Origin of the sequence: Methylocystis echinoides (genome assembly GCF_040687965.1) — a bacterium.
In the GTDB taxonomy this organism is placed as follows: Bacteria; Pseudomonadota; Alphaproteobacteria; order Rhizobiales; family Beijerinckiaceae; genus Methylocystis; species Methylocystis echinoides_A.
The window spans coordinates 2,841,586-2,857,529 of the sequence record NZ_CP156084.1 but is presented as its reverse complement, the minus strand read 5'-3'; the positions used below and the strand labels follow the sequence as shown (position 1 = coordinate 2,857,529).

Sequence of the window (15,944 nt, the reverse complement as noted above, 5' to 3'; positions counted from 1 at the left end):
GCTGCTTTATTGGGCCCGCCTCAAGGTCGAGAGGGGAACCTATGAATTTCGAAAAATACACCGAACGCGCGCGCGGATTCGTGCAGAGCGCGCAATCCCTCGCCACCCGCGAGGGGCATCAGCAGTTCACGCCCGAGCATATTCTCAAGGTGCTGCTCGACGACGAGCAGGGCCTGTCGGCCGGTCTCATCGACCGCGCGGGCGGCAATTCGCGGGAGGCGTTGGCGAAGACCGAGGCCGCCCTCGCCAAGCTCCCCAAGGTCGCGGGCGCCGGCGCCGGGCAACTTTACCTCGCGCCCGCCACGGCCCGGCTGTTCGCCAACGCCGAACAGATCGCCCAGAAGGCCGGCGATTCTTACGTCACCGTCGAGCGGCTGCTGCTGGCGTTGGCGCTGGAGAAGGATTCCGACGCCGCCAAGATTTTGCGCGACGCCGGCGTGACGCCGCAGACGCTCAACGCGGCGATCGAAGATCTGCGCAAGGGCCGCACCGCCGATACGGCGTCCGCCGAAAATCAGTATGACGCGCTCAAGAAATACGCCCGCGACCTCACCGAAGCGGCGCGCGAGGGCAAGCTCGATCCGGTGATCGGCCGCGACGAAGAGATTCGCCGCACCGTGCAGGTGCTGTCCCGGCGCACGAAGAACAATCCCGTGCTGATCGGCGAACCCGGCGTCGGCAAGACGGCGATCGTCGAGGGGCTTGCGCTGCGCATCGTCAACGGCGACGTGCCGGAATCGCTCGAGGACAAGAAACTCCTCGCGCTCGACATGGGCGCGCTGATCGCCGGCGCGAAGTATCGCGGCGAATTCGAGGAGCGCCTGAAGGGGGTGCTCAACGAAGTGACTGCGGCCGAGGGCAAGATCATCCTCTTCATCGACGAGATGCACACGCTCGTCGGGGCCGGCAAGGCGGATGGCGCGATGGACGCGTCCAACCTCCTCAAGCCGGCGCTCGCGCGCGGCGAATTGCATTGCGTCGGCGCGACGACGCTGGACGAATACAGGAAGCACGTCGAGAAGGACGCGGCGCTGGCGCGTCGCTTCCAGCCCGTCTTCGTCGACGAGCCGACGGTCGAGGACACGATCTCGATCCTGCGCGGTCTGAAAGAGAAGTATGAGCTGCACCACGGCGTGCGCATCACCGACTCGGCGATCGTCGCGGCGGCGACTTTGTCGAACCGCTACATCTCGGACCGCTTCCTGCCCGACAAGGCCATCGACCTCGTCGACGAAGCCTCGTCGCGCCTGCGCATGCAGATCGATTCCAAGCCCGAGGAACTGGACGAACTCGACCGCCGCATCATCCAGCTCAAGATCGAGCAGGAGGCCCTGAAGAAGGAAACCGACGCGGCGTCGAAGGATCGGCTGGCGAAGCTCGAAGGCGAACTCGCCGATCTCGAGGAGAAATCCGCTGCGCTGACCGCGCGCTGGAAGGCGGAGAAGGACAAGCTCGGCAGCGCCCAGAAAATCAAGGAGCAGTTGGAGACGGCGCGCAATGAACTCGCCCAGGCGCAGCGCCGCGGCGAATATCAGCGCGCGGGCGAGCTCACTTATGGCGTAATCCCCGACCTCGAGAAGAAGCTCTCCGAAGTGGAGGCGAGCGAGGCCAAGGGCGCGCTGATAGAGGAGGCCGTGACGGCGAACGACATTGCGCAAGTGGTGTCGCGCTGGACGGGCGTGCCGGTCGACAAGATGCTCGAAGGCGAGCGCGAGAAGCTGCTTCATATGGAGGACGAACTCGCCAAGCGCGTCGTGGGGCAGCGCGAGGCGGTGGAGGCGGTCTCGACCGCCGTGCGCCGCGCCCGCGCCGGCCTGCAGGACCCGAACCGGCCGATCGGCAGCTTCATCTTCCTGGGCCCGACGGGCGTCGGCAAGACGGAGCTGACCAAGGCGCTCGCCGCTTTCCTCTTCGACGACGAGACGGCGATGGTCCGGCTCGACATGTCGGAATATATGGAGAAGCACTCGGTCGCCCGCCTGATCGGCGCGCCGCCCGGCTATGTCGGTTATGAGGAAGGCGGCGCGCTGACCGAAGCGGTTCGCCGCCGCCCCTATCAGGTCGTGCTGTTCGACGAGATCGAGAAGGCGCATCCGGACGTGTTCAACGTGCTGTTGCAGGTGCTCGACGACGGGCGTCTGACCGACGGACAGGGCCGCACGGTCGACTTCAAGAACACGCTCATCATCATGACGTCGAATCTCGGCGCCGAATTCCTGGTCATGCAGCAGGAGGGCGAAGACTCGACCGCCGTGCATGACGAGGTGATGCAGGTCGTGCGCGCGCACTTCCGGCCGGAGTTCTTAAACCGCGTCGACGAGATCATCCTGTTTCACCGCCTGCGGCGCGAAGACATGGGCGCGATCGTCGACATCCAGATCAAGCGCCTGCAGAAGCTGTTGGAGGATCGCAAGATCACCCTGCATCTCGACGCCAAGGCGCGCGAGTGGCTGGCGGCGAAGGGCTACGATCCCGCCTATGGCGCACGGCCCTTGAAGCGCGTGATGCAAAAAGAACTGCAGGACGCGCTCGCGGAACGGCTGCTCGCCGGCGAGATCGTCGACGGCGCGACGGTGGCAATTTCCGCCGAGGGCGGCGTGCTGACGATCGACGGCAAGCCGACCCATGGGCCGGCGCGGCCGGTGTTGCGAACGGTGGGGAACGCGTAAGGCGCGTTGCGCAGGCGGCGCCGCGCCCTCGCCCAAGTAAAGGTGATATGATGCAAAAGCCCCTCATGCTGAGGAGCCTGCGCAGCAGGCGTCTCGAAGCACGAGGGGCGGAGCACCCGCGCCCCCAACCTCGTCACAGCTTCCGCAGCGCCACTTCCTCGATCTTGTGATCCGCGCCCTTGGTTAGGATCAGGCTCGCGCGTGGGCGCGTGGGGGCGATATTCTGGCGCAGGTTTTCGAGATTGATGCGCGTCCAGATGTCTTTTGCGACGCGCACCGTCTCCTCGTCGGAGAGGTCGGCGTATTTCCCGAAATACGAACGCGGATCGCGGAACGCCGTTTCCCGTAGCCTCAAGAAGCGGTCGACGTACCAGCGTTCGAGCAGTTCCTCGCTCGCGTCGAGGTAAACCGAGAAGTCGAAGAAATCCGAGACGAAGGGAATTTCCTTCGGCTGACGCGAGGTGCGCGCCGCGAGCACATTGACGCCTTCGACGATGAGAATGTCGGGACCGTCGACGCAAGTCGTCTCACCCGGCAGCACGTCATAGACGAGATGCGAATAGACCGGCGCGCAGACATGACGCTGTCCGGCCTTGACCGCGGAGAGGAAGCGCAGCAGCGTCTTGTTGTCGTAGCTCTCCGGAAAGCCTTTCTTCTCCATCAGACCGTCGCGTTCGAGCACGGCGTTGGGCAGCAGAAAGCCGTCCGTGGTGATCAGTTCGACTTTCGGCGTATTGGGCCAGCGCGAGAGCAGCGCGCGCAGGATGCGGGCTGTCGTGGATTTACCCACGGCGACCGAGCCGGCGACGCCGATGATGTAGGGAACCTTGCCGTCCTCGGCGCCGAGGAAGCGCTGCGTCGCCTTGAACAGGCCCTGCGTCGCGGCGACGTAAAGCGCCAGCAGGCGCGATAGCGGCAGATAAATCTCGATGACTTCTTCGAGCGAAATCGGGTCGCCCACGGATTTCAACCGGGTCAGATCGTCGAGCGTCAGAGTCAGCGGGGTGTCGGCGCGAAGCGACGCCCATTCGGCGCGCGAGAAATGGCGGTATGGCGAGATCGCCGCGTCATTTTCGGCGCCGGGTAAGGTCATTGTGCCGCTCCGCGCGAAGCCTTCTCGGCTAGTCCCGATTGCGCCGTGCGGCGGCCGAGTTCGGCGAGCACCTCGCTGAGCGCCACGTCGCGCGCTTCGAGCAAGACCAGCAAATGGTAGAGAACATCCGCCGCTTCGCTGGTCAGCGATTTGTTGTCGCCCTCCATTGCGGCGATGACCGCTTCGAACGCCTCCTCGCCGAACTTCTTCGAGATACGCGGCACGCCGGCGTCGAACAGGCTCTTGGTGTAAGAGGTCGAGGCGTCGTCCGCTCGACGCGACTTGATGAGCGCAGCGAGATCGTCGAGGGTGAAGGTCATCACAATCTCCCGAGATCGCACGTCACGGCCGCGCGCGTCGCGGCCATCCACGGCGGAAGGATCCGGCGAATGGCTAGGCGCGGACGCCCGGGACAGGCCCGGCCATGACGCGCCTGAGTGATGTTGGGAAGGAGCCCCCTCACCCCACCGCCTCCAATCCATCGAGCCGCACCGGCAGCCCCGCCGCCGCCATGTGCCGCTTGGCCTGCGGGATCGTATATTCGCCGAAGTGGAAGATCGACGCCGCGAGCACCGCGGTGGCGTGGCCGTCCCGAATACCCGCGACCAGATGATCGAGATTGCCGACGCCGCCCGAAGCGATGACGGGAACCGAAACTGCGTCCGCCACCGCGCGCGTCAAGGCGATGTCGAAACCGATCTTGGCGCCGTCGCGATCCATGGAGGTCAGCAGGATTTCCCCCGCCCCGAGCGCGGTAACCTCGCGCGCGAAATCCACGGCGTCGACGCCGGTCGGACGACGACCGCCATGCGTGAAAATCTCCCATTTGCCGGGGCCGACCTGCTTGGCGTCGATGGCGACGACGATGCATTGCGCGCCGAACTTCTCGGCAGCTTCGCGCACGAACTGCCGGTTGGCGACGGCGGCGGTGTTGATCGAGGCCTTGTCGGCGCCGGCGAGCAGCAGCTTGCGGATGTCGTCGAGCGTGCGCACGCCGCCGCCGACGGTCAAGGGCATGAAACAGGCTTCCGCCGTGCGCTGCACGACGTCGAGGAGAATGCCGCGGTTCTCGTGACTTGCGGTGATGTCGAGGAAACAGAGTTCGTCGGCGCCGGCCGCGTCATAGGCGATCGCGCATTCGACCGGATCGCCGGCGTCGCGCAGATCGACGAAATTGACGCCCTTGACGACGCGGCCTTCCTTCACGTCCAGACAGGGGATGACGCGGGCTTTCAGCATCAGGCCTTCTCAACCTTTCCCCGCGCCTCGCGAATCAGCGCCAGCGCCGCCTTCGGATCGAGCCGGCCGTCATAGAGCGCGCGGCCGGTGATGGCGCCGGCGAGCCTGGCGCAATCGGGCTGCAACAGGCGCTCGATATCGGCGAGCGAGGCGAGGCCGCCGGAGGCGATGACCGGAATTGTCAGCGCATGGGCGAGCGCCAGCGTCTGTTCGATGTTGAGGCCCGTGAGAACGCCGTCTCGCGCGATGTCCGTATAGATGATGGCGGAGACGCCGGCGTCCTCGAAGCTCTTGCCGAGATCGAGCGCCGACATGCGCGTCGTGCGCGCCCAGCCCTCGACGGCGACCATGCCGTCCTTGGCGTCGATGCCGACTGCGACGCGGCCGGGATAAACCCGCGCTGCCTCGCGCACGAAGGACGGATCTTTCACCGCCGCCGTGCCGATGATGACGCGCGTCACGCCCTTGTCCAGCCAGCCGGAGAGCGTGCGCATGTCGCGAATGCCGCCGCCGAGCTGCACCGGAATGGTCAGCGTCGAAAGGATGGCCTCGACGGCCGCGGCGTTGCGCGGCGCGCCGGCGAAGGCGCCGTCGAGGTCGACGACATGGAGATATTCGAACCCCTGCGCTTCAAAGGCGCGCGCCTGCTCCGCCGGATCGTCGTTGAAGACCGTGGCGCGATCCATGTCGCCCTGCGCGAGGCGGACGCACTGGCCTTCCTTCAGATCGATTGCCGGAAACAGAATCACGGGCGCCACCTCAGGAAATTGGCGATGAGCGCGAGGCCGAGCCTCTGGCTCTTCTCGGGATGGAACTGAACGCCGACCAGATTGTCGCGCGCGACGGCGGCGGTGAGCGGGGCGCCGTAATCCGTCGTCGCCAGCACATGACGGGGGTCCGCCGGCGTCAGGTGATAGGAATGCACGAAATAGGCGTGAAGCCCCCTCTCGCCCGTCGCTATGCCGGAAAAGACCGGATGGTTACGAGAGAGCGTCAGCGTATTCCAGCCCATGTGCGGGATTTTGAGGGACGGGTCGCCCGGCTCGATGGCGACCACGTCGCCGCCGACCCAGTCGAGGCCGGGCGTCTCGCCATGTTCGAGGCCGCGCGCCGCCATGAGCTGCATGCCGACGCAAATCCCCAGGAAAGGCCGGCCGCGCTCGATCACGGCCTCCTGAAGCGCCTCATAGAGGCCCGGCAGCGCGAGCAGTCCGCGCCGGCAATCGGCGAAGGCGCCGACGCCCGGCAAGACGATGCGCGCGGCGCGGCGCACGGCCTCGGGGTCGTTCGTCACGGCGATCTCGCCCGTCTCCCCGGACTCGCGCGCCGCGCGCTCGAACGCCTTCTGCGCCGAGTGCAGATTGCCGGAACCGTAGTCGATGATCGCCGTCGTCAATTAACTTTCTCCACGGCGGGGGGCGTCGTTTCGTTGCGCGCCTGCAGGCGGCCGAAATAGACCGCCTCGGCGTCGTCTTCATTGTCGCCGATCACGACATCGCTCTCGACATAGCCGCGCCGCTGCAAGGACCATGCGAGGATGCGGACGCCCTCGAAGCCGAGGAAGAGCGAGACGGCGAAGCCCGCGAGACTCATGGCGTCGGCCGGGATTTTAAAGAGCGCCCCCGCCCCGGCGACGGCCGCGAGCAGCAGCGCCCACAGGACAGCCGGCAGCCAGGCGCGCTTCCACGCGAACCAGAGCGGCCCGAAGACGAAAGCGGCGGTCGAAAAGCCGTCGCGCAGAAAGATGATCTTTTCCGCCGCGGGCTCTCGGCCCGGCGCGGCAGGGGGCACATGAACTGTAAATGACGTCATCGGCCCTCCCTCCTCCTTGCAAGGCCCTTCTCGCGCGCCGCCCTTCAGGCGGTGAGCGTGCCCTTGGTGGAGGGCGCCTCGCCTTGCGCCCGGCGGGGGTCGAGCGACACGGCCTTGCCAAAGGCGCGGGCGAAACCCTTGAACGCGCTTTCGGCGATATGATGGCTGTTGACGCCCTTGAGGCGATCAATGTGCAGCCCGATGCGCGCCTGCACGGCGAAAGCCTGAAAAAACTCCCGCATCAACTCGGTGTCGAAAGCGCCGATGCGTTCCGCCGGGAACGTCACGTCATAGACCAGAAACGGCCGCCCGGACACATCCACCACGACGCGGGTCAGCGCCTCGTCGAGCGGCACGTGAGCGTCGCCATAGCGAGCGATTCCCTTCCGGTCGCCGAGCGCGCGATCCACCGCCTGGCCCAGGGCCAGGCCGACGTCCTCGACGGTATGGTGCCCGTCGATATGGAGATCGCCCTTGGCCAGCACCGTCAGATCGAGGGGCGCGTGGCGCGCAATCTGGTCGAGCATATGGTCGAAAAAGCCGATTCCCGTCGAAATGTCAGACTTTCCCGCGCCATCGAGATCGACGGCGACGGTGATCGTCGTTTCCTTGGTTTTGCGCTCGATCGTGGCGCTGCGCATCGAGAAAAGGCCTTCCGGAAAGACGCAGCCGGAAATCCCCGGCCGCGAGCGGCCAGCTTGTAGCAATTTCGTCGCCCGTTCGCCACCGATTCCGCCCGGCTGGCGGATTGGCGCGCGCGAGCTTAATCTTGACGCCTGCTGCGATCGTCGCAACCGGATTTTGGAGGGCTTTCCATGAGACCAGCGCCACTCGCCCTGCCGCTGCTGTTTGTCGCGTTCTGCGCCGTGCGGGCGGCCACGCCGGAGGAAGAGTATATTTCAGCGCGCGACGACGCCATCGCGAAAGTGAAGAAGTTCGAGGCGAAGAACCCGTCCGCCGACCCTGGCAAGATCGAGAACAAAGCGCTCGCCGAGCTCAACGGGCGGCTCCAGGCGATGATCGGCCCGCTCTCGGCAAAGCCGTACCCCGCAACCGGAAAGATCGCGCTCGAGACCCTCTCCGAAAACAACGTCGGCTTCGGCGCGCTCGACGCGTTGCGCTTCGCCGAGGACGGCGGCGGCGCGCAGGCGGCCGACGGTCCGCAGGTCTATGTCACGACCGACGGCCTTTTTTCCCACTGGGTGAGCAAACCCCAGGAATGGTGGACGAAAACCCGGAAAACGCCGCCCGGCTTCGAGGAGGCGCTCGCCAACCCGGAATTCTACACCTTCGCCCTGGGGCTGGACGCCGCGCTCGATAAGACGATCAACCTGCCGATCAAGAAACCGGCGGGCGTAACCTACGCCTATGCGGCGCTCGGCGGCTGGGCGCAGGATGTCGGCCCCCACCCCGAGCAGGACATCATCGTGGCGCTGCGCCGGGACGGAAAGGTCTATATCGCACGGGAGGCGGCGAAGAAATTCTCGCCGATTCCCGCTTGCGAGGCGATCTGGACCGCAGCGGAGCGCAAGGTGGAGGCGGCCGTCGAGGAGTCAGCCAAGGCCAGCGCCGCCAAGAGCGCGCAGATCGCGAAGGAGACCGAAGCCGTTCAGCAAAAGGCTGATAAGGATTACCACGCCTGTTACGCCGAACGGACGCCGAAGGCGGCCTTTTTCCCAGCGCTGGCGAATGAGGCGCAGGCGATCGCGGATCGGTTCGCCGGACAGTAAAGCGACTGTCGGGGCGGCGATCGGCAGCGCCCCAGCCTGTCGCCTCAACTCCCTCCCCATGGAGGAAGCGGCTCGCGGCCCCGCCCTTGCTCGAACCGCGCAAAGTTCCTACATGCGCCTAACCTGTTGCGCGGGAAGGCTTGGAATGGAAAGCGAACGAGAGAAGTCGCCGCAAATGCATGCGACCACAATCATATTGGTGAAGAAAAGGGGCGAGACCGTCATCGCCGGCGACGGGCAGGTGAGCCTCGGCCAGACAATCATGAAAGGCAATGCGCGAAAGGTGCGACGCCTCGGCAAGGGCGACGTGATCTCGGGTTTCGCCGGCGCGACGGCCGACGCCTTCACCCTGTTCGAGCGACTCGAGACGAAGCTCGAACAATACCCCGGCCAATTGATGCGCGCCTGCGTCGAGCTCGCCAAGGACTGGCGCATGGACCGCTATCTGCGCCGCCTCGAGGCCATGATGCTCGTCGCGGATAAAAACGTCGGCTTGGTGCTGACGGGGTCGGGCGACGTGCTCGAGCCGGAAGCGACTGACGGCGGCGCCGTCGCGGCCATCGGGTCGGGCGGCAATTATGCGCTGGCCGCCGGCCGCGCGCTCATCGACACCGAAGCCGACGCCGAAACGATTGCGCGACGCGCGATGAACATCGCCGCGGACATCTGTGTCTACACCAACCACAACATCGTGGTGGAGAAAATCTAATGGCTGATTTCTCGCCGCGCGAGATCGTCTCGGAACTGGACCGCTATATCGTGGGCCAGAACGACGCCAAGCGCGCCGTCGCCATCGCCCTGCGAAACCGCTGGCGCCGTCTGCAATTGCAAGGGCAGATGCGCGAAGAGGTGATGCCCAAGAACATCCTCATGATCGGTCCGACGGGCTGCGGCAAGACCGAGATCGCGCGGCGCCTCGCCCGCCTCGCCAACGCCCCTTTTCTCAAGGTCGAGGCGACGAAATTTACCGAGGTCGGCTATGTCGGCCGCGACGTTGAGCAGATCGTCCGCGATCTGATGGAGGTCGCGATCGTCATGGTGAAGGAGCGCCGCCGCAAGGAAGTCGAGGCGCGCGCCGAAAAGGCCGCCGAAGAACGCGTGCTCGACGCCCTCGTCGGCCCCGCCGCCTCGCCCGCGACGCGCGAGACCTTCCGCAAGCGGCTGCGCGACGGCGAACTCGACGACAAGGAAGTCGAAGTCGAACTGCAGCAGACGGGCGGCGGCATGCCAATGTTCGAATTGCCCAACATGCCGGGGGGCGGAAGCGTCTCGGCCTTCTCGCTCGGCGATCTCTTCGGCAAGGCGATGCAGCGCGGCAAATCCCGCAAGCTCAGCGTGAAGGAGGCGCGCGGCCCGCTGCTCGCGGAGGAAAGCGACAAGCTCATCGATCAGGAGGCGAGCGTTCGCGAAGCGATTCACGAGGTCGAAAACAACGGCATCGTGTTCATCGACGAGATGGACAAGATCTGCGCCCGCGAAGGCCGCAGCGGCGCTGACGTATCGCGCGAGGGCGTGCAGCGCGACCTCTTGCCTCTCATCGAGGGCACGACGGTCGCCACCAAGCACGGGTCGGTGAAGACGGACCATGTGCTGTTCATCGCCTCGGGCGCCTTCCATGTCGCCAAGCCTTCCGATCTGCTCCCGGAACTTCAGGGCCGCCTGCCGATCCGCGTCGAGCTCGCCTCGCTCAATGAAGAGGATTTCCGGCGCATTCTCACCGAGACCGAAGCCTGTTTGACCAAGCAATATGTGGCGCTCTTGGGCACGGAAGGCGTGACGCTGGAATTTGCGCCGACGGCCATCGACGCCATCGCCAAGGTGGCCGTCGCGGTGAACACGTCGGTTGAGAACATCGGCGCCCGCCGGCTGCAAACGGTCATGGAGCGCGTGCTCGACGACATCAGCTTCTCGGCCTCGGACCGCGCCGGCGACAAGATTGTGATCGACGGCGACTATGTCGAAAAGCACATCGGCGATCTGGCGAAGAACCGCGATTTGAGCCGGTTTATTCTCTGATCGCAGCCTCGCCCTCTCCCTGAACCGGGAGAGGGCCTCCACACTGCACTTGCGCCCGCGCCCGCGCATTGTCATAAGTCCGGCCAAAGTCCTTCAACCTTTGGCGTGACCATGTCGACCTTCCCCCAGCGCGTCTTCTCGGGCGTGCAGTCCACCGGCAATCTGCACCTCGGCAACTATCTTGGCGCGATCGTCAAATTCGTCGAGCTGCAGAAAAGCTTCGACTGCCTCTATTGCGTCGTCGACCTGCACGCCATCACCGTCCCGCAGGACCCGATCGAACTGCGCAACAACACGCGCGAGATCGCGGCGGCCTTCATCGCCTGCGGCATCGATCCCAAGAAGAACATCGTCTTCAATCAGAGCCAGGTGCCGGAGCACGCGGAGCTCGCATGGGTCTTGAATTGCGTCGCCCGCATTGGCTGGCTCAATCGCATGACCCAGTTCAAGGACAAGGCCGGCAAGGATCGCGAGAACGCCTCCGTCGGCCTGCTCGACTATCCCGTGCTCATGGCGGCCGACATTCTCATCTATCGCGCCACGCATGTGCCGGTCGGCGACGATCAGAAGCAGCATCTGGAGCTGGCGCGCGACATCGCGCAAAAGTTCAACAATGATTTCGGGTCGTCGATCGAGCGCAACGGGTTCGGGGGCGCTTTCTTCCCGCTGCCGGAGCCGCTGATTTCCGGCCCCGCGACCCGTGTGATGAGCCTGCGCGACGGCACGAAGAAAATGTCGAAATCCGACGCGTCGGATTATTCGCGCATCAATCTTTCGGACGACGCCGACCAGATCGCGCAGAAGGTGAAGAAAGCCAAGACGGACCCCGAGCCGTTGCCGTCGGAAGAAAAAGGCCTCGAAGGGCGCCCCGAGGCGGACAATCTCGTCGGGATCTTCGCCGCGCTCTCCGGACGCGCCAAGCCGGATGTGCTGAGCGAATTCGGCGGCGCCAATTTCTCGACGTTCAAGAGCGCGCTCGTCGATCTCGCCGTCGCCAAGCTCTCGCCGATCACGGCGCAGATGCGCCGTATTCGCGAGGATGAAAGCTATATCGACACGGTGCTGCGCGACGGCTCGGAACGCGCCCGCGCCATCGCCCGCGAGAATATGAACGCGGTGAAGGATATCGTGGGGTTTTTGAGGTAAAAGCCTTACCTTCCGTTCTGCCGGTCGTTTGCGATTACACCCCGACATGAATGAGATCCACGCCCCAAGAGGCGTGGATCAAACGTTTGCAATGGGGATGATCTTTTCAGGCCACAAGGCCCTCCGGCCTCCGTCCGCCCGTCGCCCAGTCCAATAGCTCCACCGTATGGACGACCGGGATCGAAGTCCCGACTCGAATCTGCGCCATGCAGCCGAGGTTGCCCGCCGCGATCGCGTGGGGCTGCACGCTCTCGATATTGGCGACCTTTCGCGCCCGAAGCGCGTCGGCGAGCTCCGGCTGCAAAAGATTGTAAGTCCCCGCCGAGCCGCAGCAGATGTGGCCCTCCGGAACGGCACGAACCTCGAAGCCCACGCGCGCCAGAGCCGCCACGGGCTCTCGGGTGATCTTTTGGCCGTGCTGGAGTGAGCAGGCGGCGTGATAGGCAACGCGCAGAGGCGGCGCGGCGCCTGTCGGGGCCAACGGCAATTTGTCGGCGAGCTCGCTCACGTCACAGGCGATCGCCGAGACGCGCGCGGCCTTCTGCGCCAGCGCCGCGTCGTTACGGAACATGAAGCCATAATCCTTCACGCTGGTCCCGCAGCCCGAGGTATTGATGACGATATGGTCGAGCCCGCCGCTCTCGATCTCACGCGTCCAGGCCTCGATGTTGCGGCGCGCCAATGCATGCGACTGGGCGGCCTTGCCGAGATGATGCGGGAGCGCGCCGCAGCAACCTGCACCCTGCGCGACGACCACCTCGACGCCATGGCGGGTGAGCAGGCGCACCGTGGCTTCATTGATGCGGGTGTCGAGAACCGTCTGCACGCAGCCGTTCAGCAGCGCGACGCGCATCCGCTGGCGGCCCGATGCGGGAAAGACCTGCGGCCGGTCCACCTCCGAGGGCGCCGGCGCCTGATCGGGCGCGAGCGTCAGCAGCGGACGCAGAGACGCCCGCAAATGGCCCGCCAGCGGCTTCATCCGCGCCGCGGCGCGCAGCGCCAGGCGGAACAAAGCGGGCCGCGTGAGCACGAAGGCGAGCAGCGCGCGCAGCGCACGGTCTGCGAAGGGGCGGCGATACGTCTTCTCGATATGGGCGCGCGCATGATCGACGAGATGCATGTAATGCACGCTCGACGGACAGGTCGTCATGCAGGAAAGGCAGGAGAGACAGCGGTCGACGTGCCGCGCGGTGCGCGCATCCGCGGCGCGATCGTTCTCCAGCATCTCCTTGATGAGATAGATGCGCCCGCGCGGGGAATCGAGTTCGTCGCCGGTGAGCAGAAAGGTCGGGCAGGTCGCGTTGCAAAATCCGCAATGCACGCAGGCGCGCAGGATTTTTTCGCAGGACGCCGTGTCTGGATCGGCGAGCGCGGTGAGCGAGAAATGCGTCTGCATCTCAATACTCCGCCCGCATGCGGCCCCGCTCCAGAACATGCGCCGGATCGAAGCTCTCCTTCACCCGACGCGTCAGCGCGGCGAGCGGCGAGGGCTGGGGATGGAAGACGTCGACCTTGGCGCGCGTCTCGTCGGCGGCGCGGATCAGCGTCGCATGGCCGCCATAGCTGTCGACGGCGGCGCGCACGGCGGCGGCATGCGCGTCCGGCGCCGGCTCGAGGCAGAGCCAGACGAGCCCGCCGCACCAATCGTAGAAATAAGCAAGGATCGGCGCGCCGGCTTTGCGCAGCGCCTCCACCGCCTTGCCCCCGTCGGTCGGCGCCAGCGACAGACGCCAGACCTGGCCCGAGTGGCCCGCGATTGGCGTGGCGTCGCGCAACGAGGCCCAGAGCGCCGCCGAATCTTCCTGCGTAAGCGTCTCGAACTCAGCGCCGCTGTCGGCAAGCTCGGTGATGAGCGCGTCGCGCCGGGTCGCCACCGAAACCTCCGGTCCTTCCAGTCGCAGCGCCGCGACATTGCCATCGTAACCAAGCGGTTCGGCGCCGGCCGGCAGCATGGCGAAAGCCGACGCCTCGTGCGGCGTCCCCGAAGCGCGGCGCAGTTGCGCGAGGCTTTGCGCCTCATCGAGGCCGATGACGAGCAGCGTCTGCTCCGTCTCCGCCTTGGGCAAGACTTTCAGCGTCACTTCCGTGAGCAGCGCAAGGGTTCCATATGAGCCGCAAATGAGCTTCGAGAGATCGTAGCCCGTGACGTTCTTCATGACGCGGCCGCCGGATTTCACCTTCTCGCCGCGCCCGGTGACACATTGGAAACCGAGAAGATGGTCGCGCGCCCCGCCGGCCTTGATGCGGCGTGGCCCTGAAGCGTTGACGGCGATCACGCCGCCGATCGTGGCGCTGCGCGTCGCGCCGCCGAAGAGCGGCGCATAGTCCATCGGCTCGAAGGCGAACTGCTGGCGATGCGCGTCGAGCAACGCCTCGATCTCGCGCAGCGGCGTGCCGGCGCCGGCCGAGAGCACCAGCTCCTCGGGCTCATAGAGGGTCACGCCGGCGAGGGCGCGCGTCGACAATTCGCGCGACGCCGGCGCGTGTCGGCCAAGACGCTTTTTCGATCCCGCGCCGACGATGGCGAGCGGCTGATTGCGCGCAGCGGCGCCGCGCAGCGCCTCGATGGCGTCGGCGGCGTCACGAACGTCCAGCGAGTCGAACGTCGCGTCCATCCTTTAAAACCTCGGCAGGTCGGGGAATGGCGCCTTGCCGCCCGAAACATGCATCATGCCGAATTCGGCGCAGCGATGCAGGGTCGGAAACACCTTGCCGGGGTTCAAGCGGTTCATCGGATCGAAGGCGCATTTCACCCGCATCTGCTGCTCGAGATCAGTTTCAGTAAACATCTCGCCCATCAGATCGCGCTTTTCGACGCCGACGCCATGCTCGCCGGTAAGCACGCCGCCGACGGCGACGCACAGGCGCAGAATGTCGAAGCCGACTTTTTCGGCGCGTTCGACGTCGCCTTCGATGGCGGCGTCGTAAAGGATCAGCGGATGCAGATTGCCGTCGCCGGCGTGAAAGACATTGGCGACCTGAAGGCCCTGCGCCTTTGCGATCTCGTCCATGCCCGCGAGCACCTCGGGCAGGCGCGCGCGCGGAATCGTGCCGTCCATGCACAGATAATCGGGCTTGATGCAGGAGACCGCGGGGAAGGCGTTCTTGCGGCCGGCCCAGAATTGCAGGCGTTCCGCCTCGCTGATCGAAATCTTCGTCGTGGTCGCGCCCTCGTCGCGCGCGATCCCCTCGACGACGCGAACGAGATGATCGACTTCCGCCTGCGTGCCGTCCAGCTCGACGATGACCAGCGCCTCGGCGTCGAGCGGGTAGCCGCAGGGCTGGAAGCGCTCGACCGCGTGAATGGTCGCCTTGTCCATCATCTCCATGCCGCCGGGTATGACGCCGCCCGCAATGACCGCCCCGACGAAGCGCGCGCCGGCGGCGACGCTCGGAAAACCGACGAGAAGACAGCGCGCGACCGCGGGCTTTTGCAGAATGCGGACGGTGACTTCAGTCACTACGCCCAAGAGCCCTTCAGAGCCGGTCATGAGGCCCAGCAGGTCGTAAGCCTCGCTGTCGAGATGCTTGCCGCCGAGCCGCAGGATCTCGCCGCCCATCAGCACGACTTCGAGGCCCAGAATATTATTGGTCGTCAGCCCGTATTTGAGACAATGCACGCCGCCGGCGTTTTCGGCGACATTGCCGCCGATGGAACAGGCGATCTGCGAGGAGGGATCGGGCGCGTAATAGAAGCCCCTGCCCTCTACGGCCCGCGTGATCGCCAGATTTTGGACGCCGGGCTGCACGCGCGCGCAGCGGTTTTCGTAGTCGATCTCGAGAACGCGGTTGAACTTCGACATGCCAAGCAGAATGCCGTCTTCGAGCGGCATGGAGCCGCCCGAAAGCGACGTTCCGGCGCCGCGCGGCACGATCTTGACGTTCATTTCCGCCGCCAGCGCCATGATCGCGCTCACCTGAGCCACGGTCTCCGGCAGCGCCACGACGAGCGGCAGCGCCCGATACATGGTGAAGCCGTCGCATTCATAGGCGCGGCGCGCCGTCTCGTCGACGATGAGACCGGGCTCCGGGAGAATGGCGCGCAGCCGCTGGATCAATAGCTCGCGGCGGGCCAGAATCTCGGGCTCCGGCGCGGGCATGATGAGCGTCATGGCGAGCGCCTCCTTGCGCCGTTGTTGAAGGCGGCGCGCCATTGCGCCCGTCGCCTCGTCATGGGATTTCCCTAAGGATTTTGCCCGGCTTTGGGAAGTCCCAAGCCCGGCGGAACGGCCTGTGACG

The 15,944-nt window shown here is 65.7% G+C and carries 15 protein-coding genes; 5 read left to right on the top strand and 10 right to left on the bottom strand.

Going from position 1 to position 15,944, the window contains the following annotated elements; genetic code table 11:
* Nucleotides 1-41 precede the first annotated feature (41 nt).
* On the top strand, nt 42-2,669 hold the full coding sequence (gene clpB / locus RVU70_RS14015; RefSeq protein ID WP_363347299.1) for an ATP-dependent chaperone ClpB: 2,628 nt from the start codon (nt 42-44) through the stop codon (nt 2,667-2,669).
* Between the two features lie 133 nt (nt 2,670-2,802).
* Here clpB and coaA read toward each other — a convergent pair whose 3' ends face one another.
* The 7 genes from coaA to hisB form a co-directional block, all read right to left on the bottom strand.
* On the bottom strand, nt 2,803-3,762 hold the full coding sequence (gene coaA / locus RVU70_RS14010; protein ID WP_363347297.1) for a type I pantothenate kinase: 960 nt from the start codon (nt 3,760-3,762) through the stop codon (nt 2,803-2,805).
* The gene (locus tag RVU70_RS14005) at nt 3,759-4,082 is read right to left on the bottom strand and encodes a phosphoribosyl-ATP diphosphatase (RefSeq protein WP_363347295.1); all 324 of its coding nucleotides are present in this window, start codon (nt 4,080-4,082) and stop codon (nt 3,759-3,761) included. Before RVU70_RS14005 ends, coaA begins: the two co-directional genes overlap by 4 nt.
* A 139-nt stretch (nt 4,083-4,221) precedes the next feature.
* Complete coding sequence (hisF, locus tag RVU70_RS14000; protein WP_363347293.1) at nt 4,222-5,001, bottom strand: imidazole glycerol phosphate synthase subunit HisF; 780 nt, start codon at nt 4,999-5,001, stop codon at nt 4,222-4,224.
* Nucleotides 5,001-5,750, bottom strand: coding sequence for a 1-(5-phosphoribosyl)-5-[(5-phosphoribosylamino)methylideneamino]imidazole-4-carboxamide isomerase (hisA, locus tag RVU70_RS13995; RefSeq protein ID WP_363347291.1), 750 nt, complete (start codon nt 5,748-5,750; stop codon nt 5,001-5,003). Before hisA ends, hisF begins: the two co-directional genes overlap by 1 nt.
* Nucleotides 5,747-6,397 carry an imidazole glycerol phosphate synthase subunit HisH gene (gene hisH / locus RVU70_RS13990; RefSeq protein ID WP_363347289.1) on the bottom strand — a complete coding sequence of 217 codons (651 nt, stop codon included), beginning with the start codon at nt 6,395-6,397 and terminating at the stop codon, nt 5,747-5,749. The genes hisA and hisH overlap by 4 nt, the downstream gene beginning before the upstream one ends.
* On the bottom strand, nt 6,394-6,813 hold the full coding sequence (locus RVU70_RS13985; RefSeq protein WP_363347287.1) for a DUF2628 domain-containing protein: 420 nt from the start codon (nt 6,811-6,813) through the stop codon (nt 6,394-6,396). The genes hisH and RVU70_RS13985 overlap by 4 nt, the downstream gene beginning before the upstream one ends.
* 44 nt (nt 6,814-6,857) lie before the next feature.
* Nucleotides 6,858-7,454 (bottom strand): imidazoleglycerol-phosphate dehydratase HisB, encoded by a 597-nt coding sequence (hisB, locus tag RVU70_RS13980; RefSeq protein ID WP_363351342.1) that lies wholly within the window; start codon nt 7,452-7,454, stop codon nt 6,858-6,860.
* Nucleotides 7,455-7,628: 174 nt separating this feature from the next.
* Here hisB and RVU70_RS13975 point away from each other — a divergent pair, with 174 nt between their 5' ends.
* From RVU70_RS13975 to trpS, 4 genes are all read left to right on the top strand, one after another.
* A complete protein-coding gene (locus tag RVU70_RS13975; protein ID WP_363347285.1) occupies nt 7,629-8,543 on the top strand; it encodes a hypothetical protein in 915 nt (304 codons plus the stop codon).
* Nucleotides 8,544-8,688: 145 nt separating this feature from the next.
* Nucleotides 8,689-9,252 carry an ATP-dependent protease subunit HslV gene (gene hslV / locus RVU70_RS13970; RefSeq protein ID WP_363347283.1) on the top strand — a complete coding sequence of 188 codons (564 nt, stop codon included), beginning with the start codon at nt 8,689-8,691 and terminating at the stop codon, nt 9,250-9,252.
* Nucleotides 9,252-10,559 carry an ATP-dependent protease ATPase subunit HslU gene (gene hslU / locus RVU70_RS13965; protein ID WP_363347281.1) on the top strand — a complete coding sequence of 436 codons (1,308 nt, stop codon included), beginning with the start codon at nt 9,252-9,254 and terminating at the stop codon, nt 10,557-10,559. Before hslV ends, hslU begins: the two co-directional genes overlap by 1 nt.
* 111 nt (nt 10,560-10,670) lie before the next feature.
* Complete coding sequence (gene trpS / locus RVU70_RS13960) at nt 10,671-11,705, top strand: tryptophan--tRNA ligase (RefSeq protein WP_363347279.1); 1,035 nt, start codon at nt 10,671-10,673, stop codon at nt 11,703-11,705.
* A 106-nt stretch (nt 11,706-11,811) separates the two neighbouring features.
* On the opposite strand, the gene glcF is transcribed toward trpS, so the two are convergent.
* Genes glcF through RVU70_RS13945 form a run of 3 tightly spaced genes read right to left on the bottom strand, consistent with a single transcriptional unit; the run spans nt 11,812 to nt 15,817 of the window.
* Nucleotides 11,812-13,101, bottom strand: coding sequence for a glycolate oxidase subunit GlcF (gene glcF / locus RVU70_RS13955; RefSeq protein WP_363347277.1), 1,290 nt, complete (start codon nt 13,099-13,101; stop codon nt 11,812-11,814).
* Nucleotide 13,102: 1 nt separating this feature from the next.
* Nucleotides 13,103-14,320, bottom strand: coding sequence for a glycolate oxidase subunit GlcE (glcE, locus tag RVU70_RS13950; protein ID WP_363347275.1), 1,218 nt, complete (start codon nt 14,318-14,320; stop codon nt 13,103-13,105).
* A 3-nt stretch (nt 14,321-14,323) separates the two neighbouring features.
* Complete coding sequence (locus RVU70_RS13945; protein WP_363351340.1) at nt 14,324-15,817, bottom strand: FAD-linked oxidase C-terminal domain-containing protein; 1,494 nt, start codon at nt 15,815-15,817, stop codon at nt 14,324-14,326.
* Nucleotides 15,818-15,944: the final 127 nt, after the last annotated feature.